Source organism: Synechococcus sp. BSA11S (assembly GCF_014224355.1).
In the GTDB taxonomy this organism is placed as follows: Bacteria; Cyanobacteriota; Cyanobacteriia; order PCC-6307; family Cyanobiaceae; genus Regnicoccus_A.
On the sequence record NZ_VNWP01000004.1, the window covers coordinates 211,272 to 234,920 of the forward strand.

Below are 23,649 nucleotides of genomic sequence, written 5' to 3' on the forward strand. Positions count from 1 at the left end.
CCCGCCGGCGTGACCCTTGTTGGGTTCAAGTCTGGCGCCCGCAGGCCGGAGCGCACGTCCGCGTAGCGTCGAGGCCAGGGAGAAACTGAGCGCGAGCTCCTGGCGATGCGCCTGCTTCACACCTCCGACTGGCACCTGGGACGCAGTTTCCATGGGGCCTCGCTGCTCCAGGAGCAGGCGGTGGCCCTGGCGCGGATCGTTGAACTGGCCAGGGACGGGGCCGTCGATGCGGTGCTGATCGCCGGCGACCTCTACGACCGGGCGATCCCGCCGGCCGAGGCGGTGCAGCTGTTCAACGACACCCTGGCCCAGCTGCGAGAGACCGGAGCCGCGGTGGTGGCGATCGCAGGCAACCACGATTCCCATGTGCGGGTGTCGGTGTACGACCCGCTGCTGGCCTCGTTCGGGGTGACGATCCGGGGTGAGGTGCGTCGGGCCCACGAACCTGTGCTGGTGAGCCCCCGGCTGGGCGGCGCCCCAGTGGCGATCTACCCGCTGCCCTATCTGGAGCCAGCAGTTGATGGCCCCGGCCTGGCCAGTCCTGAAGATGAGGGAGCTGCAACGATTCCGGCCCGCCTGCGCCATGAAGACGTGACCCGCCTGGCGCTGGAGCGGATCCGCCGGGATCTGCAGGGGCGGCCCAATCACCGTTCGGTGCTGGTGGCTCATACCTTCGTGGCTGGCGGGGAGACCTCCGAGTCCGAACGGGAACTCACCATCGGCAATGTCGATCGGGTGAGCGTGGAGGCCTTCGCCGGCTTCGACTACGTGGCCCTGGGCCATCTGCACGGCTCCCAGCAGCTGGATGGCCCCCGGGTGGCCTACTCCGGCACCCCCCTGCCCTATTCCTTCTCGGAGCAGCACCACACCAAGTCGGTGCGGATCGTGGAGCTGGATGCCGCTGGCAACGCAGCCGTGGAGATCGTGCCCCTGCAGGTGGGGCGGACGCTGTGCACCATCGAGGGCGGGATCGAGCCACTGCTCAGGGATCCGCAGTTCACCTCGGCCGAGGAGGCCCGCGTGCGGGTGATCCTCAGCGACGAGGTGCTGCCCCTGCAGGCCATGGCCCGCCTACGTCGGCGCTTCCCGCATGTGGCCGAACTGCGGCACCGTCCGCCTGAGGTGCTGCGCTCCACCGCCAGCGAGCGCAACCAGCAGGTGCAGCAGGCGGCCTCGCCCCTTGAGCTGGCCTCGGCGTTCTTCGCGGATCAGCAGGGGCGCGCCGCCAGCCCTGACGAGGCCGAGCTGCTGCGGGAAGCGCTGGCGGCGGCTGGCCGGGGAGGGGAGCGTTGAAGCCCCACCAGCTCAGGATCGAGGCCTTCGGGCCCTATGCCGAGCCGGTGGAGATCGGCTTCGATGAGCTCAGCCAGGAAGGCCTGTTCCTGATCCACGGCACCACCGGTGCCGGCAAGACCTTCCTGCTCGATGCCCTCTGCTTTGCGCTCTACGGCGAGGTGTCGGGTGATCGCAGCGTCAAGGCGTTGAAATCGGATCACGCCGAACCCGCGGCGGTGCCACGGGTGAGCCTGGAGTTCTCCTCCGGTGGAACCCGCTACCGGGTGGAGCGTTCCCCGGCCTACACCGCCCTCAAGACCCGGGGGGAGGGGACCACCGAGAAGGCACCACAGGCGGTGCTGTTCCGGTTGCTCAGCGGCGACTGGGAGCCGATCGCCAGCCGAACCACGGAGGTCACCCGTGAGGTGCAGGGGCTGGTGGGTCTTGATGCCGCCCAGTTCCGCCAGGTGATTCTGCTGCCCCAGGGCAAGTTTGCGGAGGTGCTCCGGGCCAGGGCCGACGAGCGGGAGGACCTGCTCAAGACCCTGTTCGACACGGTGATCTATGAGCAGGCGGGCCGCTGGCTGGAGGAGCGGGCCAAGGCCGCGCGCACCGAGGTGGCTGAGCAGAACCGGGCCCAGGAGGTGCTGCGCCACCAGGCGGCCCATGAGTGGAGCCCCTATGCCATCCAGCCAGTGGAGGCTCCCGGCGATCAGGCCGGGCTGGATCAGCTGGTGGAGCAGATCGCTGCAGTGGTGGCGGGCACGCAGCGCGCCTTGAAGCAGGCCAGCATTGGCCTGGATTCAGCCCAGAAGGCCAAGGCTGCCATCGACCAGCTGGCCGACCGCTGGGATCGACGCGCAGCGGCCACCTCCCGCCTCACGGAACTGGAGGCGAAGCATGAGGTGGTGGAGGATTTCCGACAGCGGCTGAGCAAAGCGGAGCGGGCCGAGATCCTGAGACCCAGCCTGGAGGCCGAGCGGGCAGCTCGTGAGGATCTGAGCGCGCTTCAGGCCGCCGTCAAAGGGCAACTGCTGGGCGCAAACCGGGCCAGGGATGCTGCACCATCTCTGCCGGCTTCGGTGGTCCTGCTCGATCTGATGGCGTTGCCCAGCCTCGAGGAGCTGGCCGGCGCGCGCAACGATCTGGCCGCACGACGGGCGGAGGTGGATGCCCTGGTCAACCAAGCCATCAAGGCCAGCGAAGCGAGAACCAGGGCGACCACAGCCGCGGCACTGGCCAGGGGAGCGGAGGAGCGGCTGAGCACTAGCACCGCCGCCAGGGAGAGTCGGCAGCTGGCGCGGCAGGCGGCCGGGGCTGCCTTCATCCAGGCCTGCTCCGCCCGTGACCAGCTCGATGGCCTGCGGCGGGCGGCGCAGGAGGCCCTTGATCGCGCCCTGGCCGTGGAGGCCCTCGGCCCGGCCCGGCAGCGGCAGAACGAGAGCATGGCTGCAAAGGCCGGCGCCGATGGGCGGCTCCACCAGGCCCATGCGGTCCTGCTCGATCTTCAGCGACGGCAGATCGCCGGCATGGCGGCCCGGCTGGCCAGGGGCCTGGAGCCCGGAGCCCCTTGCCCGGTCTGCGGATCGGCGCACCATCCGGCCCCGGCCCAGCCTTCGGAGGATGCCGTCAGTGATGACGCGATCACAGCGGCGGAGCGCGAGTTGAGTGCGGCCACCGGCGCGGCCCAGCAGGCTGCGGTGGCCGTGGAAAAAGTGCAGGGAGAACGAAAGGCGCTGATCGAGAAAGCAGGCGCTGCCGCCAGCGACCCGCAGGGCGCGCGCGGGGCGGCTCAGAAGGCAGACGAGGCACTGGCGGCGGCGAAGGCCCTGGCCGAGCGCGTGAGCAGCCTGGAGCAGGCGATCAGCGATCACGACCAGGCCCTCCAGACGCTGCAGCAGAACATTCAGGCGGCCAGCACGGAGCAGGCGATCCAGGCCAGGGCCGCCGAGGAGGAAACCCAACGGGCTCAGACCCTCTCCGCCGACATCGCCAGGAAGCTTGGGGACGGCGTTGATCCACGACTGGTGCTGAAGAGCTTCGAGCCCCTGGAGGTCGCGCTGAAAACTCTTTCGAAGAGCTGCGAAGCCAGTGCCAGAAGCTCGGCCGGGCTTGAGCTGGCCTCGACCCGTCTGGCGAGGGACCTGGCCGAATCGGATTTTGCTGATGGCCAGGCCGTGGAGGCGGCTCTGAAGGAGGAGAGGGTGCGTCAGCACTGGGCGCAGCGGATCAGGGCGTTCGAGACGGACGTGATCGAACTGAGGGGCCTCCTGGCCTCACCCGATCTGGCGGACCTGCCTGAGCAGCGGCCCGACACCATGGCCGCCCAGGAGGTAGTGGTCGCCGCTGACGCCGCCCGCACGGGGGCCGTGGAACGCCACAGCGAAGCCCGCGGGGCCCAGACGGAGATCGAGCGGTTGGGCCGGGAGCATCGGGCCGGGGCCGGCGAGCTGGCGAGCCGACGGGAGCGTGCGCAGCTGCTCAGTGCCTTGGCCGATCGCTGCTGCGGCAGGGCGGCTCCGTTCATTTCCCTGCAGCGCTGGGTGCTCTCGGCCTACCTGGCCGACATCTGCCGCTACGCCAACCATCGGCTGGAGCTGATGACCTCAGGCCGCTACCAGTTGCGGCTCACGGATGAAGGGGGCCGTGGCGGCCGCCAGGCGGGCCTGGGTCTGAGGGTGCTCGATGCCTACACGGGTGAGGAGCGGGAGGTGAGCAGCCTCTCGGGCGGCGAAACCTTCCAGGCCTCCCTGGCCCTGGCCCTGGGGGTGGCCGACACCGTCCAGGCCCACTCGGGTGGCGTGCACCTCGAGGCCCTGTTCATCGACGAGGGCTTTGGCACGCTCGATCCCGACAACCTGCAGCTGGCGATGGACGAGCTCGATCGGCTGCGGGAGGGGGGCCGCATGATCGGCATCATCAGCCATGTGGGAGCCCTCAAGGAACGCATCCGCTACGGCATCGAGGTGCTCTCCAGCGATCAGGGCTCGCGGGTGCAGCTGGGAACCAACGCTCTGGCCTGACCGGAGCCGGATGGGCCGCTCGGAGGTGACACAAGCACTGGGGGATCGGCAGTTAGAGTCCGCCTCGACGGGGCGTGGCGCAGTTTGGTAGCGCGGGTGCTTTGGGAGCACTAGGTCGCAGGTTCGAATCCTGTCGCCCCGACTGCAGTTATACCAAGGGCTCTTGGCTATCCCGAGAGCCCTTTTTCTTGCCCTAAGAAGCCCGCGTGGGAAGTTTCGTGGGAAGCACTGCCCCCACTTAGCCCTTTCCTGGTTGGCGTAACCCCGGACTTCCCACGATTCTCTGGTTCAGCTGCCACTATCTGGACTCAGGTGGTACGATTGATACACCGATGGGGTGAGCGCTTCGGCCCCCGCCTCCAAGCTGAGCCGACCGTGGATGGCACCCGGTCAGGAATCGGATCGGGGTTGCCGCTACGTCGTTGCTCCACGTCAGCTGTGCCCAGATCCGCCCGCTTCCGCTCAACCTCCAAGTTGGGAAAAACAAGGATCCCGAAGAACGCTCCCTACTCTGCTCAAGAGTTGGAAGCTTTGATGGATGAGTGGATCCCGCCAATAGGCACAGGCAACAGGTGGGCGATCACAGGCATCACTTTTTACGAGATGCCACGCCACGCGATGGACTATCTCGTTCGTCGTGATCGCGCTTGGTTTAAGGCTAGGGAGATGCGGCGCAACGACAAGGGGTAACAGCCAGTCCACCTGACTGGTTTTCATGTTTTGTCCAAAGCCTGAATGGGTGCCGACGGATCTCGCCGTCAAGACACTCTTTATGAGCCGATCTCGGCTCTATCAGTTAAAGCAGTCCAGCATCCTCAAAGCCGGCCAGCATTTTATTTATGCAAGCGGATCTGGCAGTCGGATCCTCTGGTCAGTCCCGGCGATTCGGCAGTGGCAAATAGAGGAGTCCCGTACTCCCGATGCCTCTCCCGAGACCTATAGCGACCTGCCCGGGGAAGGAGGTGCGGCATGACCCGTACCACCTTTACGGTGAGCCGTGCGGCCGAGTTCTTCAGTGAGAAGGAACTCGAGATGCAGATGGGTGCCAGTCGTGAAAGCTGGCTCCCGATGCTGCTCAAGGAATTGATCGACAATGCCCTTGATGCGGCAGAAGGCTCCGGAGTCGCGCTCCCTGAGATCACGATCACCCTTGAGGAGGATGCCTTCATCGTTGCCGATAACGGCCCTGGCATCCCGCCAGAGACGGTCGAGAAGTCACTCGACTACCTCAGCCGGACCAGCTCCAACAACCTCTACGTCTCCCCCACCAGGGGCCAGCTCGGCAATGCGTTGAAGTGCCTCTATGCCGCTGGATTCGTCCGCCATAGCTGCGGCGATGTGACCATCACGGCCAAGGGGATCCAGCATCACATCACGATCGGCTTCGACCAGATCCGCAACGAGCCAACGCTGGACCATGACACGACGCTGGGCGACACCGCCGTAGGCACCATTGTAAGGATCGCCTGGCCCGGTGCAGCAAGCAGGCTCGAGGACCGAACGCTTACATCGGCTTTTTGGCTGGCCTGGCGCTATGGGCTCTGCAACCCCCACGTCACCATCACGCTTGTCGGGACAGACCAGGCCAAACAGTGGCCGGCCTCACCGGGCACTGATCGGGACTTCAACTTCCGCAAGTGGAAACCCAGCGCCCCGCCATCTGCGTCGTGGTTCCACCCCCAGCAGTTCCAGCAGCTGCTCTGCGCCTTCCTAGCGACCAATCCCGAGATGTACGCCCGGGACTTCATCCAACAGTTTCATGGGATGAGCGCCAGCTACACCCAGAAGGCAATCCTGGACGAGCTGGGCTTGCAGCGCACCACCATCGCTGATGCCTTTACTGCAGATGGCGAGGTGCTGACCGAGGGAGTCGAGAGACTTCATGGTGCCATCGTTCTATGGAGCACCTCGATCAAGGCGGGTCGCCTTGGGCCTATCGGGAAAGACCTCCTGCCGCGCCTAGAAATGGCGGGCGTCAGACCCGACAGCTTCACCTACAAGAAAGCGATCGTGGAGGACGACACCAGGCCGTTTGTCGTTGAGGCATGGTTCGCTGGCAGGGATCCAGCTGAAGGTGGCCGCCTTTTGATGGTGGGATTGAACCATTCGCCAGTGCTGCAGTGTCCTTCGGATCTGATCTGGGATGCAATGCAGGACAACAACGCAGATCAGCTCGATCCGATCATGGTGGTACTGCACTTGAGTTGCCCTGTCTTTGACTACATCGATCGAGGCAAGTCGCGCATCCACTTCAGCGCCGCACAGCACGAGGCGATTAGGATAGTGCTGGACTCAGTGCTGGCCAAATGGAAGGGCATCAAGGCACGGATGCATCGTGATCAGCAGGCATCCAGACGTGAACTGGAGAAGCTCACTCGCCATCGTGGCGTCACCATCAAGGAAGCAGCCTGGGCCTTGATGAAGGATGCCTACCTAAAGGCAAGCGGCGGTGGGAGGCTCCCCGCCAATGCTCGGCAGGTGATGTATGCCGCACGTGGTCAGATCCAGGAGATGACCGGTAAGCAACTGGATGATCAATACTTCACCCAGACCCTGCTACCGGATTTCCAGGCCGAGAACTTCCAACTCACTGAGGGCTGGGATGTGGTCTATGACGATCGAGGCAATCTGATCGAACCTCACACGGGTCGCCGCATCCCGATCGGAACCGTCAAAGTTCGCACCTACATCCAGGGTTGGAGGGACCCCGTCATCGGTGATGTGGAGGCGACAGTTCCGGTCAGAATCAGCACCAACGGCCCCCGCGGTCGCTTCCATGCGGCGCTGTTCATCGAGAAGGAGGGCTTCACTGCACTGTTTGAGGCGGCGCGAACGTCCGAGCTGTACGACGTAGCGATCTTCAGCACCAAGGGGATGTCCACTACGGCGGCACGGCGCTTGGTGGACCGCTTGAGCGCAGAAGGCGTCACCATCTACCTGCTGCATGACTTTGATGCTGCTGGTATGGCCATCGCCAACACGATCCAGACCGATGGCCGCCGGTACAAGTTCAACACTCCACCCAATGTGGTGGACCTTGGCCTGAGGCTGAAGCAGGCGCAGGAGATGGGGCTAGAGAGTGAGGAGTTCCGGTTTCCGGCCAGACAGAAGAAGACAGATCCTCGCGGCAACCTGCGTAAATGCGGAGCCACTGAGGATGAGATTGACTTTCTGGTCGAGGAGGGCGACACCATTACAGGCGGGTGGAAGGGCCTGCGGGTGGAGCTGAACGCCATGACGGCACCGCAGTTCATCGAGTTCGTCCATGGCCAGCTCGATGCCCACGGCGTCAAAAAGGTGGTGCCGGACGAGGCGACCCTTGCCGCTGCTTACCAGCACGTCCGCCGCACTGATGCACTGAAAGCGGCGGTGGAAGTCCTGCTGGAGGAGCAGCAGGCTGACGGTGATCCAGCACTTCTTACATCCCCCGATCAACTGGGGTCGAAGGTGCTCGCAAGGATCACAGGAACCGGGCTGAGCTGGGAAGACGCCATCCAGGAATTGGCCAGAGACGAAGACACTGCTTGATCACCATTGCCCCGGTAAACCACCGGGGCTTTCTAGTCCCAATCAGTCCGTCTAAGTATTTATGCACTGTGCCAGTTCTGATCGTAGTCAGCCCTAATGGACTCAGATGGACTCTTCTGGACAAACGGCCAGGCATTTGAACAGTAAGTGTCATATCTAGACAGCTTACGTGCCGCTTATCTCCATAGGCTGTGAGCGTAGTGAAGCGTTCAAGACGCCAGGCGTTCAAGATGATTCCCCCTGAAAAACGTCCAATACCGTGCAGCTTCCGACTAACAGCATCGGACTATGCCTGGATTCAGGAGCTAATCGCAAAGGAGGACTACCCATCCTTGGCCGAGGCACTCCGAAAGACCTTCATCGCAGGCAAAAATGCAATCTCTTCCGAGTCTCGGTAGATACCAAGTTGGCATTGGGAGTGAAGAGAGTACGGAGGCTGCCCTCTCTTCGTATGGAAAACCAGCTTAGCTTCGACCTAGTGCAGTCCGCTGGCTATGCCAGTCACAATACCAGATCCGGCTGAAATAAAAGAAAAAGGGACGATTAGCACCCAACCCTTTCCCAGCCCTGTTGCCTCAATGCCTGAGATGCGGGGCATCAGGGATATCACCGACTCGCAGTGACATCAAGCGACTACAGCAATCCTCAACAGGAGAAGCCAGGTCAAGGCGGTGACACTGATTGCTTTATAGCCCTCAGCGATGAGCTTCGTGGTTCGGGGATCCCTGTTGAAGATATTAACAAGCTGATCGCAAGCGGTCACTACAGGATGGCCACAGCTGAGGAAGCTAAGGCCGCTGTTGGTGTCGCAAGGCCTGGCTGGCTAGTGCGGTTCACGGCACTCGATGGTGCCACACCGCTCACGGTCAACGGTCCTGGCAGCGCACCGTTCGTTCGCTTCAAGCCTGTCCCTGCCCTGGAGGCACGCAACGGCACTGATCCGCCGAAGTACCTCACCGCCAAAGGTGCCGGCTGCCGCCCCTACTTCAGCCCATTCCTGTCCGCTGAGGCCCGCAAACCGAACAGCAGATGCGACATCGACATCACCGAAGGTGAGAAGAAGGCTGATGCCGCCTGTGCTGCAGGCTTCCCCACCATCGGACTGAGCGGTGTTGATTGCTGGCGCGACAAGCGCACTGGCACCAGTGCCATGTTGCCTGAACTTGCAGCGATCAACTGGAACAAACGCACTGTTCGCATCGCCTTTGATTCTGACATCGCATCAAAGGCCAGCGTGAAATCAGCTACCCGTAACCTGGCATTTGCTCTCACCAATCTGGGTGCCAAGGTGCTTATCACCCAGATCCCTTGCAACATTCCTGACGGGCCTGGTAATCCAACGCCTTCACGTTGGAAGAACGGCCTTGATGATTTCATCGCACTAGCTGGTGTTCATTCCTACAGCATCCTGCGTCGCCTTGCCAGGCCATGCGTGGCGAAGGAGAAGGACCCCGACACGGGGAAGACTGAGCTGAGCTGGTGCTGGACTCCAGAACCTGACAGGGAAGCTGTCAGGGACAAGGCCCTTATCGCCTGGACTGTCTTTAAGAGTTATTGTGCTGTTGATCCCACCCGTGGGTTGTTGCACTGGGTCGGAACTCATTGGCAGGCACTTGATGGCAAGCCAGAAGACGCCCTCGCTAAACCCTTCCTCAACTGGTGTGATGCCATGGGCTGGACGCGGACTGGCCTCGGCGCCGTCCCCAAGCAGCTTCAGGCTGAACTCAGAACCACCGCCGGCTGGGATCCGCCCAATCTCATCGCCTTCCCCAACGGCACCCTTGATGCCGCCACAGGCGCATTCACGCCATCTCACCGCCGTGATGATCACATCACCCTTTGCCTGCCCTTTCACTTCGACCCAGGCGCTTCCTGCCCACGCTGGCATGCATTCCTGAATGAAGCCCTCGGCGGCGATCAGGGCCTGATCGAGCTGCTACGCGCTGCCATCCGCTGGACCCTGGAGCCCAAAGACTCTGCACAGCCCTTCCCCGCTGAACTCTGCTTTGACGTGTTCGGACCTCGCGGCACTGGCAAGGGTGTCCTGGCTGAAGTGCTCATGGGCCTGCTCGGTGGCATCGGCAACGGTGTCGCACGGCTCGATTCCGCTTCCCTTGATCGGCCCGCCGCTCTCTACCAACTCCTCGGCAAACGCCTTGCTATCGATCCCGACGCATCAGGGCACATCGCCAACGCTGGCATCTTCAACGCCATTGTCTCTAATGAGCCCGTCACGGTGAAGAAGCTGTACTGCAACGAGCAGACCTTGCGGCTCGGCATCGTGTTCTGGCGCTTCTTTAATGATGACATCACCGTCAGCGGTGGCGGTGAGGAAGGCATGGGCCGCCGCATCATTACCTTCGTCTTTGACAGGAAGCCCGCCAAACGTGACCTTGCCCTCAAGGCCAAGCTGCTCTCTGAACTCGCGGGCATCTTCGCCTGGGTGTGGAACAGCAACATCGGCCAGGCCATGCACTCACTCTCTAATGCCGCAAAGCATCATGAGATCGCTGAAGCTGCCATCTCGTCCGCCTTCAGCCGTAACCCCATCTACTCCTTCCTTGATGAGCTGTTCCCTCAAGGTGAGCTGATCGCAGTGAACAGCGCCTTCGCTCGCTGGAAGGGCTGGTGCGATGACAACAACCACAAGCCAGGCTCCATCAAATCCTTCTCCAACAACATGGCCAAGGTCGTAGGCGACTCTCGCCGCGCCGGCCGTCGCAAGGTCACCACCTACCAGATCCCGCCCATGAGCACCTTCGATTGGGCTGCTCACATCGGCATCGCTGAACGCGACGACACCGCGTCCACCGGGGACGTTGACGCGTCTCAGGTGGACGTTGAGTGGACGCCATGGGACACCACCCGCCCTTCCGACCCGCAGGGGGTGGACGCCACTGCCACCCCCTCAACGTCCACTCAACGTCCACTCAATGTCCACCCGCCGTCCACCCAAAACCACTGCTATGACTCACTTCCTACCCCTGTGGACGCCTTTTCTTGCTTGAAAAACAAAGGGGAGAGACAAAAGGCAAATAGAGAGCAAAAAGGGCCGCCAGAAGGCGCCCCAGAGCAGGAAGAGTTTTCAGGCCCCTCAAATCGCGTCCAGGCGTCCACCTGCCCGCAAGAAACCACCAACAGCGGCGGCGGCGGCCCCGTTTCAGGAGGGGACGCAGCGCCAGTGCACACCGTCTCCGATCAGGTTGAAGCAGCCCTTCACCAGGCACGCACCGGCCCGCTGCACCCCTCAGCGGCACGCATCGCTCACGATGCCCTCAAGGACTCCGGCATCAGCAAGAACCAGATCGACCTCGCCCTGGAGCGGCTCCGACAGGAAGAACGCTCAGATCAAGGTGAGCTGTTGTGACTTGCCCGGCCACCCGTGACTCGCTGCGGCAGAATGATGGCTATGGCAGAGACAAATCGGACACGACGCGGTAGAACCAACCCTGCAAAGACCGATAAGGGCACTTATGGCAGCGAGCTGAAGACCCTTGATCGAATGCAGGAAGTGTGGGCACTTCGCATCCGGGGCTACAGCTTCCGCGCTATTGCAGCGCAAATGGGCATCAGTCCCAACACTGCTTGGCGTGACTGTCAGGAAGCACCTGATGGTGTGGCACTGATGGATGACACATCCATCGCCCGCAGTCAGCTGCTTGGTGGTCACCGGATCCTACTCAATCACCTGCTGAGTGAGATCGAGGAGCAGCGCCAGAACGGGCAGCGGGTGGTGGAGCTGGCGCCTGATGGCACGCCCATCCGCACAACGGTGAAGCCGCTGGACGCCAAGCTCATCGGCGAGGCCGGGCGGTGCCTGGACCGGGCCGCCAGGTTGCTTGGCTTGCTCGACGGCCCCATCGAGGGCAGTGGCGGCAGCCAGATCACGAACATCACGTTGGCCGCGCCCAGCGATGGCGCCAGCTTCGATGCTCGCTGGGCCGACGCCGCCACGGTGGACGCCAAGGCCAGCGAGAGCCCCTCAGTAGCCCCTACAGCAACCATTCAGGGCAGCTCAGGGGTGGATGCCCCCGCCCAGCTCTCCTGAGGGCGGCTAGATGGCCATTCAGGCGGGCGCGGCACCCGCTCAGGCATTCCAAGCCGGTCGGCCCGGTTCGTGGTGATACCGCCCCTGGCATCAACCGCCAATCAGCGCCAGTGCCGCCAGCTCATCATTAGGCGTGACATCAACGTATCGAGCAAGCTGGTCTAGTGATGCGTGACCAGTGAAGCGTGAGATTGTCCGCAGGCTGGCACCACCCTGCGCCATTGTTGTAGCCAGACTGCGCCTGAAGCTATGCAGACTGATGCCAGTCGGCAGTTCAAGTCCATTCAATGTCTGCCGTAGTGCTAGGTCAGCTGCCTGTCTGGTCATAGGTTCAGCCAGGCCGAACCTGCCAGGGAAGGCTAGATCCTTTGGCCTTGGCTGCCGTCCATGCCTTTGTGCCCAGTGTTCACGATAAAGTTGTAGTTCTGCATTCAAGCGTTCGCCAATCTTCACTTCACGGGTCTTGCGTGTTTTGGTGGTTTGCTTGACAAACACGATGTGATCATCGTGTATGGCACCCCAGCGCAGCTTGAGCGTTTCTGTGACGCGGCTGCCTGTCCAGCGCATGACTGCCCACAGGCAGCGCTGTTCAGGTGATGGAGCTGCATTCAAGAGCCGCTCTAGGTCATCGGGTGTGAGGGTGCGTGCCTGACCGCTGCCATTGGTCTTGGGCATGATGCCGACTTGTCTGCTGAATCCCATTCAGCTTACGACAAGTCAAGCCATTCAACAGGTGCTCTGAGGGATTGAGTCAGCGTCAAGTCGGCCACTCAGGGCGAGCCATTCAAGGCGACGGCTGGCACGGGCCGGCGTCCAGCGTGGCTGCTGCCTGAGCTGGCGGTAGCCGCCCGCCTGTGCCGCCTGCGGGCCAGCACCCCGCCTGCCCGTCTGGGGGTGCCTGCCTGCCCGCCTAGGGGTGCCTGAGCCGCCGCCTGCACGTTCGCCTGAGCGGCTCACCTGCTCACCCTGACTTGTCTGCCCGTTGACCTTCTATCTAATACGACAAGTGGACTGTGACAGAAGCGGTCTGCCTGGTGGTCGCAGCTCCAACAAAACGACAAGTCGGCTGTAGATTGGAGGGGACCTGGCGGAAACATTCGACCTTCCCCGCCAGGGAGCCCCGAACCATGACTACCACTGCGACCCTCGGTCAGATCGACGTTGACGACCTGGAGGCAGGCTTCAGCGTCAGTATTCGCACGCTCCGGTCATCTGACCTGGCGGATGCCTTGCTGGGTGAATTCGACCGTCTGGGCTTCGGCCCAGCCATGGAGAGCGATCCGCTTACCTATCAGCTTCAGCGTCTCGCCTGCTTCAGCTCCCAGACCATTGAAGACCTGTCCGACGATCTGGCAGAAACAGCCAGCGAAACAGTCGAGAACGCCATCGACACACTGAACGACCATGCACCGGACGGCTGGCGCCTGGGCTTCTCTGAAGGTGACGGCTCCGATCTGTGCTGGCAGCCGGTGAGCCTGCGGGCTCAGCTTCAGGCCGTTGGCAGCCGTTGGGTTGCTGACGACTGGGACAAGCGCAGCCAGAACGATGCCATCGACGAAATCATCGAACGCTTCGATGATTGCCCAGAATCCTTGCAGGACTTTGACCATTCCGACTGGGTCAACCTGGCGGAGTGCTACACGCGTGATCTGTTGCGCCGTTGGGATCAGCAAGAGTCGGACATCCGCGAACTGTTCGACGACTACTGCGAGGCCATCGGCTGCACCAGCGCTCTGGAAGCACTGGAAGGCCAGACCATCGAAGATCCCGACGACATGGCAGCCGCCTACGTCAATCTGGCGATGACCTGGGGAGCCCGGCTGCTGCTGGACGAGATCAACCCTGACCGCTGATCTGTCATGGAGCACCCCCAAGATCAGCTCACAACCGCCGCCGAACTGCTGGCCGATGGCGTGCCCCGCAAGGATGCGGCCGACCGGCTGGCCGAGCAGTTCGACATCAGCCAGGCCACCGCCTACCGGCGGCTGGCACAGGCCGAGTCCGACGCCGGCGCCGAGCGGACCTGCCGTCAGTGCTTCGACCTGGGCGAGTTCATCGCCGAGCAGTACGTGCAGCTGGTGCGCGGTGCTGCTGATGATGAAGCCAAGCTCAACGCACTGGCCGGGCTCACCTCAGCCTGCAGCAAGCTGAAGCTACGGCACCTCAGCTTCGACCCCTGAGAATCACGATAATTCTCACGCCCAGGCGGTCCACATCGGGCCGCTTTTGTTTTGACCTGGTGGGCAGGATGGCAACCCACGAACACACCACAGGTGGGCACGACTGACCCGGGGTATGGTAGCGATTACCCAGCCGCGAGGTACCGGTCCCACTAGGTCCCCAACCAATACACGCCCCCTTCAGCCTACACTGTGCCACATATAGAGCGGGGCAGGGGTTCAATCGCTGAGGGAGAGTTTGCGGCTGTGCGTGTATTAAGTTGCCCAACTCGTTCAGGCTGCCTGTGACACATAGAGAGGCTTTAGGATTGGGGTGCTGCGGCGCAGGGGTGTGCCCGCAGCATGACCAACCGCATGGAGGTGCGACTGATGGGTAAGAGCGTAAGGCGCCAGGAGCTGACTGCAGAGCGAAGGTTCTGGGCAAAGGTGAGGCTGGGTAAGCCTGATGAGTGCTGGGAATGGCAGGCGGGCAAGTTCCGCGACGGTTACGGGCAGTTCTGGTACTCGGGCAAGAACCTGAAGGCCCCGAGAGTGGCGTGGGTACTGGCAAATGGGCAGACACTGGCGTGTGAGCTGGTGATACGTCACAAGTGCGACAACCCTTCATGCTGCAACCCGTGGCATCTGGAGTATGGGATGGGTGGGGACAATGTGCGAGATCGTGATGAGCGAGGACGGACGCACAAGCCAAAGGGCGAACTTCACAGCCAGAGTGTGCTGACGGAGGTGGACGTGCGTGCGATACTTGCGAGCGAAGAGCCTCAGGCCGCGTTGGCAGTGCGGTACGGGGTACACGAGCAGCACATCAGCAACATCCGCTGCGGGCGGGCCTGGGGCCACCTGCAGGTTGAGCGCCGGGATCGACGCCGGCGGCTGACTGAAGATGAGATCCGGGCGATCTTTCTGGATGAGGGGACCTGCGAGGAGATCGCCGCTCGCTTCCCGTGCAGCCGCTCCATGGTTAGTCTCATAAAGACGAGAAAGAACCACGCTGCTGTTACAGCAGACCTGTAGAAATGATCGCCACCGCACCTCCAGGTCCAATTAGCAAGGCGGTGCTGGAGCCCAATAAACTGCAGCAGCTGATGCTGGATGTGCCGTTGGATCACATCCTGGTAGCGGCCACCGCGAAAGCAACAGGCAAGACCTTCGGCATTGTGCTGCTTGTCATCAGGGACGCAAAGATCCTCAAGGATGAGTACCACTGCCTCATCACTCGTAGCACATTCCAGGCACTACAAGAGCTGCAGACACTGCTTTACAAGTACCTCACGCTGGCCTATCCGGGCACCACATGGAACGCGGGAGAGAACACATTCCGCATTGGAGGCAAGTCAGCACCGTACGGCACATGTGAGCTGGCCTATTCCGCCAGCAGCCCTTTAGAGCAGATCAGGGCACAGAACAGGCTGCAGGGCCGCAGTAAGTGCGTGGCCATCCATGATGAGGTAGGTGTGATGCCTTCACCTGACTTCTACGACACCCTCGCCGGCATCATCAGAGCAAAGCCTGGGGTACAGACAAGGCAAATCTTCCTGGCCAACCCCGGAGGCCCGGGTCACGTCTGGCTGAAGGAGCGGTTTGCGCTACCTGCTGGGCTGCCTGGGCCGATGCAGCCAAAGCGGTTCTGGAGCGCCACCTACGAGAAGTGGGTGGTGTTTGTCACGGCCAACGCCAGCATCAACCCGCACATCGACTGGGAGGCATACAAGCGCAACGTCGAGCTGATGGCCGGGGGAGACCCGGCGATGCTGGCGGCGCTGCTGGAGGGCCGGTGGGATCTGGACCTGGGCGGGTCGTTCTTCGCCAGCTGCTGGAGTCCGGCGCGGTGTCGTGTGGACATCAGGCCCGGGCAGATCAACCTCAAGACGCACAGCCCCAGGGCCTTCGTGTGCGGCGACTTCGGCTATTCGGCCCCTTCGGTGTTCTATCTGGTCATCCCGGATCCGCCGTTCATCGACTGCCCGAAGGGCAGCCTGTTGCTGGCTGATGAGCTCTATCTGGCGGCACCTGGGGCCGGCGGCCGGCGGGACTGGCGGCGGGGGCCGTGCCTGAGTTCAGCGGAGCAGGCTGGGGTGCTGCGGCAGTGGCTGCAGCGGTGGGGTGTGGAGCCTGAGGATCTGAAGGTCCTGGCGGATGACGCGGTGTTCAACCGGACGGGCAGTGAGAAGGGATCAACGGCTGAGGACTTCAGGGCCGGCGGTGTGCGGCTGCTGCCGGCGGAGAAGGCACGCACCCCGGTGAATGTGGGCTTGTCGATGCTGCGAAACAGGCTGAAGGCCACCGGGGTGGATCACGAGCGCCCGTGGCTGATGTGGAGCGTGGCGTGCGAGGGCCTGGAGGCCACCATGCCGAGCCTGCCGACGCACCCCCGGGACGTGGAGGTGATCGCCGACGGCACCGGAATTGACCATGCCGTGGATGCGGTCAGGTACGCGGTGGCCTGGTACGGCAGCAGGTACACGAGCGGCTCCACGAACTACAGGGTCTGGTGATGGGGCTGCGTAACAGCCTCAACTGGTCCGACACCGCCCTGCTGGGCCAGCAGGAGGCCCTGGCCCGACTGGCAGAGCCTGGTATCCGTCAGCTCAACGAGAACCGCCGCAGAGAGGCCTTGAGGCTGCGTGAGCTGTGGAGGTCGCTGGCTCCTCGATGCTGCGTGCGGCTCACCGAGCAGGCCTCTCGCCGGCTCTATGGAGAAATTGTCTGCCGGCCTTCTGGTGTTGTGCCCATCGACGGAATTCTGGAAAGAGTCGAGGGTGAGCACGGCCTGATCCGTATCTTCTGGGTCTACCGAGATATCACCGCCCGAGGGGGCAACAAACCCATCTGCGAGTTGGTCAGGGCTCACCGCTCAGAGATCGCAGCCAGCCAACCGGAAGGGATCAGCGTGTGGGATGCCCGCGACATAGGGAGGGGGGCAGTTGCCCGTGCGGAGCGGCTCGAGCAGCCAAGCCCGACCCAGCCAAGCAACTACTGGTCTGAGCTCTGAACCAGCTGCTAGGTGAATGTGCTCGGCGAGCAGGTGCGGCTGTGCTGAGCCACCAGAAGTTCTGGGAATAGCTGGCAATTCGTAGCGCTCATCACTGGCTTTAGAATGAGGCTCTGAGCACCTCAGACATGCCACCAAAAGACGGCTACAGCTGGCGCGTCTTCGCCCTACGGAGCACTTCTGAGCGACAGGCTGTTGAGATCAAACAGCAAACTGTTCTGAGTTACAAGCAGGCGCTGAGGTGGCCACGATGAGCGAATACGGTGAAGCTTTGGACCTCTACGTCAAAAGCCGAGAGCAGCTGGTCCTCGAAGCACTGGAGCCTGTGGTGGTCAATGCCATCGGAAAGCTGGAAGAGCTGATCGCCGCACTGCCTGATGGAAAGCTTGACCGTGAATCGGCACTACAGCGACTGGTGGCAGTGAATGGGCCAGCCGAAGCCATATTGGCCCCCATCAATGATGCGCTGGCGACTGAACTGAGCAGGGCCTTGGCGGCCTCAACGCCTGAAATCCGCCGCCGCGCTGCAGGTCGCCTGCCTGGCAGCCGCACCGATTTTCCGCAGCTGGATGCAGCGATGCTGCTGCGAGCGGTGGAAGTGGACGGTAAGAGCCTTGCGGACTGGACCAGGCGAGCCAGCCCCTCCCGCTGGATGGAGCAGCTGCTCCGGCGGGTGGAGACCGCCACCAGGGCTGGCTGGGAGCGTGACCAACGCGCTCGTGCACTGGCCAGTGAAGCGGCCGCCGCAATCGGCGCCACTGTTCGCAATGCCTTGCAGGTCACCGTGGACAGCGCCTTCTGGCAGCACGCACAGACCCAGCAGGAGATCACCTGGAATACCGCACCGTCAATGGTGCAGCCAAGGGCTTGGCAATGGGTGACAACAGCAGATGAAGGGGTGTGTTCAATCTGTCGGCCACTGCATCTACGGATAGCAGCTGATCGCACTGCCTTCCCACCAATCCCTGCTCATCCACGTTGCAGGTGCAATCTGGAGCCGCTGAGCTAGGGATGCTTGTGAAAGCCCCACACTCAAGGGGTAACAGTTTCAGTCAGAAGTCCTGATCTCAACCCCGAGAGCAGCAGCACGATCTGGCGTTCTGGATCGAGGGGTATTACAACCTTGAACGCCGCCATTCAACGATCGGCTACGTCAGTCCGATCGACTACGAGCAGCAGTTCATCGCCGCTTGTACGCTCACGCCTGTGAACCCCTGATCGGTGTTCACGAAATCGGGGGAACCCCACCATCTCGACCCCTTAGCCGTTGATCACTCTGCTGACTCCTTGGTTCCTCAGCGTTGCAGGGCTTCTTGCTTGGTGGGCCTGGCGGCGACGCCGGCACTTTGCGCCCTTGCGACAGCTGCCCGGGCCGCGGGGGATGCCCCTGCTCGGCAACATCCCCGAGCTGCTCGACGCCGTGCGCCACAAGCGCTTCTTCCAGCTCCTGCATGTCTGGAACCAGACCCATGGGCCGGTGTACGTGTACTGGGCCGGCAAGCCCGTGATCGTGCTCTGTAGGCCTGCCCTGATCGAGACCACAATCGTGCAGGGGATGCGTTCCGGCTGCCTGGTCCGCTCCCCCGGCACGCGGCGGGCCTGGAACGACATGCACGGCCCGATCCTGATCGGTGAGGAGGGCGCGCAATGGAAGTGGCGGCGACGGGCCTGGAATCCCGAGTTCACCACCGCCAGCACCGCCGCCCATCTGCCGCTGCTGTTGCAGGCCAGCGAAGGGGTCATCGAGCGGATACGGCAGGCGTCACCCGGCGAGGCCGTAGCCCTGGATCCCCTGTTCGTAGAGATGGCGATGCGGGTCATCGCGGCCCTGATGCTGGGTATTCCTGTACAGGACGGGGCCGAGAGTCCCGAGGGCCCACCCTTGGATGTTGCCCGTGACTATCAGGCCATGGGGGTGCTCGGGTACCGCTTCCTCCGCCTTGCCACCGGTGAGAGCCGATGGATGAAGTTCCTCCCCACGCGAGCCTCCCGTGAGTACTGGGTTGCCCGCCGGCGGCTGGAGGACCTGATCGCCCCCCGGGTGGCCCTCGCCCTGCGCATGCGGGAGGGGGACGTCGGCGACGGCACCCCCATCACGCCTCTGTTTCGGCAGTCGCTGCTAATGAAGATGGCGGCAAAGGAGCCTCGCTACGACCAGGACTCCCTGATCGCCGAGGCGATCGAGTTTCTGATCGCCGGTACCGACACCACCGCTCACACCCTCTCCTTTGCTGCCGGGTCTCTGGCCGTGCATCCCGAGGTGCTGGCCCTGGCCAGACAGGAGGTCGACCAGGCCTGGGATGAACATGGCGGGCTGACGCCAGCGTGCATCGGCGCGCTGGACTACGTCCGTGGTGTCATCAAGGAAACGCTGCGGCTGTTCTCGGTGGCTTCGGGATCCACCTCGCTGCAGGCGGTGAAGGAGACCTCGGTTGAAGGCGTCGGCCGGATTCCGGTTGGAACGAGCCTGATCTGGTCAATGCTGGGGGCCGGGCGGGATCCTCAGACCTACCCCAGGCCGCTGGAGTTTCTGCCGGAACGTTGGCTACATGACGGCGGCGAACGTTCTGCACCACCGATGATTGACTTCGGCTCAGGCCCCCACCGCTGCATCGGGGAACACCTGGCGATGCTGGAGGCCACGGTGATGCTGGCCCAGTTGTTGCGCTTGTACGATTGGGAGCTGGTCAACGGGGAGGCTTCCCTGGAGGACCAAGAGCAGAACCTGCTCATTTATCCCGTCGACGGCATGCCTGTGCGCATCCGGCCGCGTCCTATGAAGCGTGGCAGTCTCGCAGGGGCGGGGACAGTCGCTTGACCCAATAGTGTCCCGTCCCGGAGATTTGCGAGCAAAGTCGCTGGAGCTTCTCCAGGATTCAATCCGCTGTGGCTGTCCAGTTGAACGGGGCCTTGGTCTTGTTGTAGGCCCCCACGAACTGCTCGATTTTGGCGATCAGTTCCTTGACGCTGGAGAAGCTGCCCCGCCGGATGGCCCGCTGGGTGATGATCCCGAACCAGCGCTCCACCTGGTTCAGCCAGGGGGCGTAGGTGGGCGTGTAGTGCACGTGGAAGCGGGGGCGCTGCGCCAGCCAAGAGCGGACCTTGGCGTGCTTGTGGGTGCAGTAGTTGTCCACGATCAGGTGCACGTCCAGGTCATCCGGCACTGATTTCTCGATCTGGCGCAGGAAGCCCAGGAACTCCTGGTGCCGGTGACGTGGTCTGCACTGCGTGAACACCTCACCGGTGGCCACGTCGAGGGCGGCGAACAGGGTGGTGGTGCCGTGGCGGATGTATTTCGTGTGTCACCGTTTAGTCATGCCGGAGTACGGCTCCAGCGTGCCGAGAAAGCGAAGACCCCAGTGTCGGTGGGCTGGAACATGGTCAGGAACAGACTGCATGCAACCCGCAGGGATCAGACCCAGCCATGGCTGCTCTGGTCACCAGCCTGCGAGGGCTTTGAGGCCACCGTCCCCAGCCTGCCCCGGCACCCAAGAGATCCAGAGATCGTGGCGGACGGATGCTGTGACCATGCGGCTGATGCGGTGCGATATGCGATCACCTGGTATCAGGCAAGGCCAAGGTGTGGACCGACGAGCTTCAGGATTTATTGATTGGTGACACGAGCGTTGTGTTCCTCCTCAGAGGTTAACGATGGGTCCTTTCCAGACAAGCCAGACCACCTCAATCCAAGAACCAGCACCATGACTGTTCTGAGAACACAAGCAAAACTTGTGCTAAGCAAACTCGGTCAATAAAGATGTACTGCTTAAAGTCACGATATTAACCCGATCCACAGGTGGGCCTTCTAGGTTGCGGCGCCTTGGCAGTCAGGGAATTGATGACAAGATAGGCTGATGTCTATTCGCCTGATCTGAATTGATGCGTAGTTACGATCAGGATGTCAAATCCATCGTAGATAATCTTGTTTGTGACTACTAGTTGGGCGCCATTCTGAGTGCAGGACTTTTGGCCACCCAACGCGGAGACCGGATGGAAAGATCTCCTCCCAGATGGGGAGGTCACGATTGCTTTTTCGCAGTTTGGAGGTCCACTTCTTCCACAATACCCTGAGGTTCCGATCTCATACTTGTAGCCATCAAGGCAGCTGATCTTCAAATAGTAATCGCCAAGATAGAGGTCGTCTATTATGCATTTTGTAACAGGGCTTTGGGTCCTGATTGCTTGCGCATAATTAAATGGTGCCTCCAAGACGACCCTCGCCTTGCTGTACTGCTGGACAGCAATATCAAAGCAAGGGCTCGCTGTTGCTGTTATAGGTAACAGCAGTCCCGCAAGGCCAGTTAAGGAAGAAGTGAGAACCCTTTTCACGTAGTCCGGTCCATCTGGCAAGAAGCATAGGCTAATCAACTGGCGAGTCTCTAGCCCATGGAGCTAACCTGATCACATTGCTTTATCTACTTTTCAAGATAGTGGCCTCAGAGCACCTCGAGAAGATGGCCTTGCCGCGACCACTGGCCAAGGCCGACGTTGGCTAGGACATGAGTATTAATCGGTGTTTCTAGGATAAACCGGCATTTTTCGAGATGCCCTATAGAAGGTCTTTTTCTGGCGTCACTCTAAAGACCAGTTCAGAAGGGGATGCCCATAGCCAAATGTAGTTATCTTGACTTTTTTTCCGTCTGCGTTGCGCCATATAAAGTTGCAGTATCCACTTACTGAGCAGGTCCCATATTCTGGGATTGAAAACATGTATCTTTCTCGAACCCAGCTAAGTCCTTGTAATTTCTTGTGAAATCTACTACCTTCTGCCACCGTTAGGGGCAGAACAATAAAGGGTTACAAGTTGAGATTGAGCTTGCGCAGGCGCTGCCACCAGCAGGGCAGCGGCAGCAAGTAGTAGGTGCTTCATCGGAGGAATTGATGGGATGGGATGGGATGGGATGCGGGGTGGTCAGGGTGTGCCTTCGTCTGTGAGCGTGTCGCACGCCGCCGTCAGCACCTCGACGCTGGCAGCATTGAACCTGCCGCCACGCACACCGAAGTAGGTGACGCCGTTCTCAACGAAGCGGATGCCGGCCTGCTCCACACGACCGGCACTCACGCCGTCGGGGTTGCCGGGGAGGAACTTCAGCAGGCAGGCGTCAGACGCCTGGGCAGGAGCAGCCACCAGCAGGGCAGCAGCAGCAAGAGGGAGGAGTTTCATCACGGGTGGTGCCGGTGGGTAATCAGTAATCGACGCCGGCTGCCTTCAGGAAGGCGCTCTTGCAGACGGAGGATCTCAAGTCGTAAATAAACCTGGTGATGGTGCTATTGACTGGTACCTCCAGAGCCGAACGTTGGGCTTCTTCGTGGCAGGTTGCTGGAACACCAAGAGCTTTCGTTGCTCCTGCGTAGGCGTGGTTTTGGCGGACCTTGATTTCGTATTGAACCCTCTCGGCATTGGCGCGCATGGCGTCAGCTTGTGCATACGTCATACAGATTGTGCGGGAGTTGCTAAAGCTGCCTCCAGAACTGGAGAGTGTGGTACGACACTCGATGCCGTTCATTGAACTGGTGTGCACCTGATTGAAGGGTTGGGCCGCGGCAGGAACAGCGATCTGCAGGGCAGCAGCAGCAAAATGATTTGATTTCTTTGGATTGGATGTGGTGTGGAGTCAGTTGTAAGGTATGACATAGATGTTGCCTCGTGTGCTGCGCAATGACCAAGTGCTGGAGTCACTGGCAAAGCGATAGGACGCCCACGTGGAGCGACCGTTCGTTTCAGTGATCAGAGCCTTGCCACACTCATCAGCACTGCCGTCTCCGCATGGGTAGTCTGCTCCGACTTTCTCTACACGAATCCGCTTGCCATCTTTTCGGAAGGTCAGAGTCGCGGAATACCTGCTGCCTGCGAGGTCGCAGGGGTCCGAAGTGCCGTTAAACATGCAAGCTCTCCAGTTGTAGTCCTCAGCGTGTGCTGGTGCTGCGATCAGCAGAGTAGCACCAGCAAAAAGAATGTTCTTCCTCAAGTGGCGTGTGCAAAGGAGGTAAGGGCGATGGGTGCAGGTCATGACTGATTTAGGGTGTCGCATAAATTTCGATAAGCATCGAATGACCGGAAGGCAGTGAGTGAATGATGTAACCGCCATCACAGCTCGTGTTGACCTTGAACCATGCGCCTTCATTCTTGCGCATTAGGCCATTGCCGCTGCAGATACCGCCTTCACCGTCGGGGCTGAACCTTTGGAATCTGTCGCCCGATGGCAGCACGTAGGTGTAGTTCATGCCGGTGATGCCATCAAGGGCGGCGTCACCCTTGATGAAGGTGCAAGACGTAACAGACGCCTTGGTTACTCCGCAGCCGCCTGTCCACTCCCATGCGCCGACAGGGGCTGCGATGAGCAAGGCAGCAGCACTAAGAAGGAAGGATTTGATCGTGTTGATTCGGATGGTGGTGGTGTTGACAAGCTCCTGCTGGCAGGGACGGAAAGTGAAGGTCATCGCACAGTGAAGACAACATTTACATAACGACGGGGTGACGTGACCCCCATTGCTGGTCCAGTTCCCGTGAGAGCTGGTGGGTGGTCAGGCCGCTCTCCACTGCTGGAGGGTCTCCAGGGGCGTACGCCCCTGGAGCGCTGAATGCGGTCTGTAGGTGTTGTA

Annotated in this window: 17 protein-coding genes, 1 tRNA gene and 1 pseudogene; 14 read left to right on the top strand and 5 right to left on the bottom strand. The window is 61.7% G+C overall.

Going from position 1 to position 23,649, the window contains the following annotated elements; translation table 11 throughout:
- Positions 1-105: 105 nt before the first annotated feature.
- The 6 genes from FPZ61_RS05685 to FPZ61_RS05710 all read left to right on the top strand — a co-directional run bounded on the left by FPZ61_RS05685 (position 106) and on the right by FPZ61_RS05710 (position 11,874).
- A complete protein-coding gene (locus FPZ61_RS05685) occupies positions 106-1,293 on the top strand; it encodes an exonuclease SbcCD subunit D (RefSeq protein WP_185465351.1) in 1,188 nt (395 codons plus the stop codon).
- Positions 1,290-4,298, top strand: coding sequence for an AAA family ATPase (locus tag FPZ61_RS05690; protein WP_185465352.1), 3,009 nt, complete (start codon positions 1,290-1,292; stop codon positions 4,296-4,298). Before FPZ61_RS05685 ends, FPZ61_RS05690 begins: the two co-directional genes overlap by 4 nt.
- A gap of 68 nt (positions 4,299-4,366) precedes the next feature.
- Positions 4,367-4,440, top strand: a tRNA-Pro gene (locus FPZ61_RS05695).
- 827 nt (positions 4,441-5,267) lie between these two features.
- A complete protein-coding gene (locus FPZ61_RS05700) occupies positions 5,268-7,826 on the top strand; it encodes an ATP-binding protein (RefSeq protein WP_185465353.1) in 2,559 nt (852 codons plus the stop codon).
- Positions 7,827-8,595: 769 nt separating this feature from the next.
- Positions 8,596-11,193 carry a DUF3854 domain-containing protein gene (locus FPZ61_RS05705; protein ID WP_185474766.1) on the top strand — a complete coding sequence of 866 codons (2,598 nt, stop codon included), beginning with the start codon at positions 8,596-8,598 and terminating at the stop codon, positions 11,191-11,193.
- Positions 11,194-11,451: 258 nt separating this feature from the next.
- The gene (locus FPZ61_RS05710; RefSeq protein WP_185465355.1) at positions 11,452-11,874 is read left to right on the top strand and encodes a hypothetical protein; all 423 of its coding nucleotides are present in this window, start codon (positions 11,452-11,454) and stop codon (positions 11,872-11,874) included.
- A 90-nt stretch (positions 11,875-11,964) separates the two neighbouring features.
- Here FPZ61_RS05710 and FPZ61_RS05715 read toward each other — a convergent pair whose 3' ends face one another.
- Entirely contained in the window at positions 11,965-12,549 is a 585-nt protein-coding gene (locus FPZ61_RS05715) for a tyrosine-type recombinase/integrase (protein ID WP_185465356.1), read from the bottom strand.
- 359 nt (positions 12,550-12,908) lie between these two features.
- Between FPZ61_RS05715 and FPZ61_RS05720 the strand changes: the two genes are divergently transcribed.
- The 8 genes from FPZ61_RS05720 to FPZ61_RS05750 all read left to right on the top strand — a co-directional run bounded on the left by FPZ61_RS05720 (position 12,909) and on the right by FPZ61_RS05750 (position 19,864).
- Positions 12,909-13,727: a hypothetical protein gene (locus tag FPZ61_RS05720; protein WP_185474767.1), complete on the top strand. Its 819-nt coding sequence runs from the start codon at positions 12,909-12,911 to the stop codon at positions 13,725-13,727.
- A 6-nt stretch (positions 13,728-13,733) separates the two neighbouring features.
- Positions 13,734-14,054, top strand: coding sequence for a hypothetical protein (locus tag FPZ61_RS05725; RefSeq protein WP_185474768.1), 321 nt, complete (start codon positions 13,734-13,736; stop codon positions 14,052-14,054).
- Between the two features lie 342 nt (positions 14,055-14,396).
- Positions 14,397-15,068 (top strand): HNH endonuclease, encoded by a 672-nt coding sequence (locus FPZ61_RS05730; RefSeq protein WP_221629799.1) that lies wholly within the window; start codon positions 14,397-14,399, stop codon positions 15,066-15,068.
- 596 nt (positions 15,069-15,664) lie between these two features.
- Positions 15,665-16,549: a hypothetical protein gene (locus tag FPZ61_RS05735; RefSeq protein WP_185467417.1), complete on the top strand. Its 885-nt coding sequence runs from the start codon at positions 15,665-15,667 to the stop codon at positions 16,547-16,549.
- Positions 16,549-17,046, top strand: coding sequence for a hypothetical protein (locus tag FPZ61_RS05740; protein ID WP_185467416.1), 498 nt, complete (start codon positions 16,549-16,551; stop codon positions 17,044-17,046). Before FPZ61_RS05735 ends, FPZ61_RS05740 begins: the two co-directional genes overlap by 1 nt.
- A 250-nt stretch (positions 17,047-17,296) precedes the next feature.
- On the top strand, positions 17,297-18,055 hold the full coding sequence (locus tag FPZ61_RS05745; RefSeq protein WP_185467415.1) for a hypothetical protein: 759 nt from the start codon (positions 17,297-17,299) through the stop codon (positions 18,053-18,055).
- A gap of 95 nt (positions 18,056-18,150) precedes the next feature.
- Positions 18,151-18,264, top strand: coding sequence for an IS3 family transposase (locus FPZ61_RS15870; RefSeq protein ID WP_370594268.1), 114 nt, complete (start codon positions 18,151-18,153; stop codon positions 18,262-18,264).
- A 49-nt stretch (positions 18,265-18,313) separates the two neighbouring features.
- The gene (locus FPZ61_RS05750) at positions 18,314-19,864 is read left to right on the top strand and encodes a cytochrome P450 (protein WP_255441396.1); all 1,551 of its coding nucleotides are present in this window, start codon (positions 18,314-18,316) and stop codon (positions 19,862-19,864) included.
- Between the two features lie 58 nt (positions 19,865-19,922).
- On the opposite strand, the pseudogene FPZ61_RS05755 reads toward FPZ61_RS05750, so the two are convergent.
- The 4 genes and pseudogenes from FPZ61_RS05755 to FPZ61_RS05770 form a co-directional block, all read right to left on the bottom strand.
- Positions 19,923-20,339 (bottom strand): annotated as a pseudogene (locus FPZ61_RS05755) (IS630 family transposase); the annotation flags it as partial.
- A 1,619-nt stretch (positions 20,340-21,958) separates the two neighbouring features.
- On the bottom strand, positions 21,959-22,210 hold the full coding sequence (locus tag FPZ61_RS05760) for a hypothetical protein (RefSeq protein ID WP_185467413.1): 252 nt from the start codon (positions 22,208-22,210) through the stop codon (positions 21,959-21,961).
- Positions 22,211-22,232: 22 nt separating this feature from the next.
- On the bottom strand, positions 22,233-22,457 hold the full coding sequence (locus FPZ61_RS05765; protein WP_185467412.1) for a hypothetical protein: 225 nt from the start codon (positions 22,455-22,457) through the stop codon (positions 22,233-22,235).
- Between the two features lie 607 nt (positions 22,458-23,064).
- Positions 23,065-23,487: a hypothetical protein gene (locus FPZ61_RS05770; RefSeq protein WP_185467411.1), complete on the bottom strand. Its 423-nt coding sequence runs from the start codon at positions 23,485-23,487 to the stop codon at positions 23,065-23,067.
- Between the last annotated feature and the right edge of the window lie 162 nt (positions 23,488-23,649).

Excerpts from the sequence above, each read along its gene's own strand:
- FPZ61_RS05715 (WP_185465356.1), bottom strand. The coding sequence starts at position 12,549 with ATGCCCAAGACCAATGGCAGCGGTCAGGCACGCACCCTCACACCCGAT.
- FPZ61_RS05730 (WP_221629799.1), top strand. The coding sequence starts at position 14,397 with ATGACCAACCGCATGGAGGTGCGACTGATGGGTAAGAGCGTAAGGCGC.
- FPZ61_RS05700 (WP_185465353.1), top strand. The coding sequence starts at position 5,268 with ATGACCCGTACCACCTTTACGGTGAGCCGTGCGGCCGAGTTCTTCAGT.
- FPZ61_RS05725 (WP_185474768.1), top strand. The coding sequence starts at position 13,734 with ATGGAGCACCCCCAAGATCAGCTCACAACCGCCGCCGAACTGCTGGCC.
- FPZ61_RS05735 (WP_185467417.1), top strand. The coding sequence starts at position 15,665 with ATGCAGCCAAAGCGGTTCTGGAGCGCCACCTACGAGAAGTGGGTGGTG.
- FPZ61_RS05685 (WP_185465351.1), top strand. The coding sequence starts at position 106 with ATGCGCCTGCTTCACACCTCCGACTGGCACCTGGGACGCAGTTTCCAT.
- FPZ61_RS05765 (WP_185467412.1), bottom strand. The coding sequence starts at position 22,457 with ATGCGCGCCAATGCCGAGAGGGTTCAATACGAAATCAAGGTCCGCCAA.
- FPZ61_RS05770 (WP_185467411.1), bottom strand. The coding sequence starts at position 23,487 with ATGACCTTCACTTTCCGTCCCTGCCAGCAGGAGCTTGTCAACACCACC.
- FPZ61_RS05745 (WP_185467415.1), top strand. The coding sequence starts at position 17,297 with ATGAGCGAATACGGTGAAGCTTTGGACCTCTACGTCAAAAGCCGAGAG.
- FPZ61_RS05710 (WP_185465355.1), top strand. The coding sequence starts at position 11,452 with ATGGATGACACATCCATCGCCCGCAGTCAGCTGCTTGGTGGTCACCGG.
- FPZ61_RS05705 (WP_185474766.1), top strand. The coding sequence starts at position 8,596 with ATGGCCACAGCTGAGGAAGCTAAGGCCGCTGTTGGTGTCGCAAGGCCT.
- FPZ61_RS05740 (WP_185467416.1), top strand. The coding sequence starts at position 16,549 with ATGGGGCTGCGTAACAGCCTCAACTGGTCCGACACCGCCCTGCTGGGC.
- FPZ61_RS05760 (WP_185467413.1), bottom strand. The coding sequence starts at position 22,210 with ATGAAACTCCTCCCTCTTGCTGCTGCTGCCCTGCTGGTGGCTGCTCCT.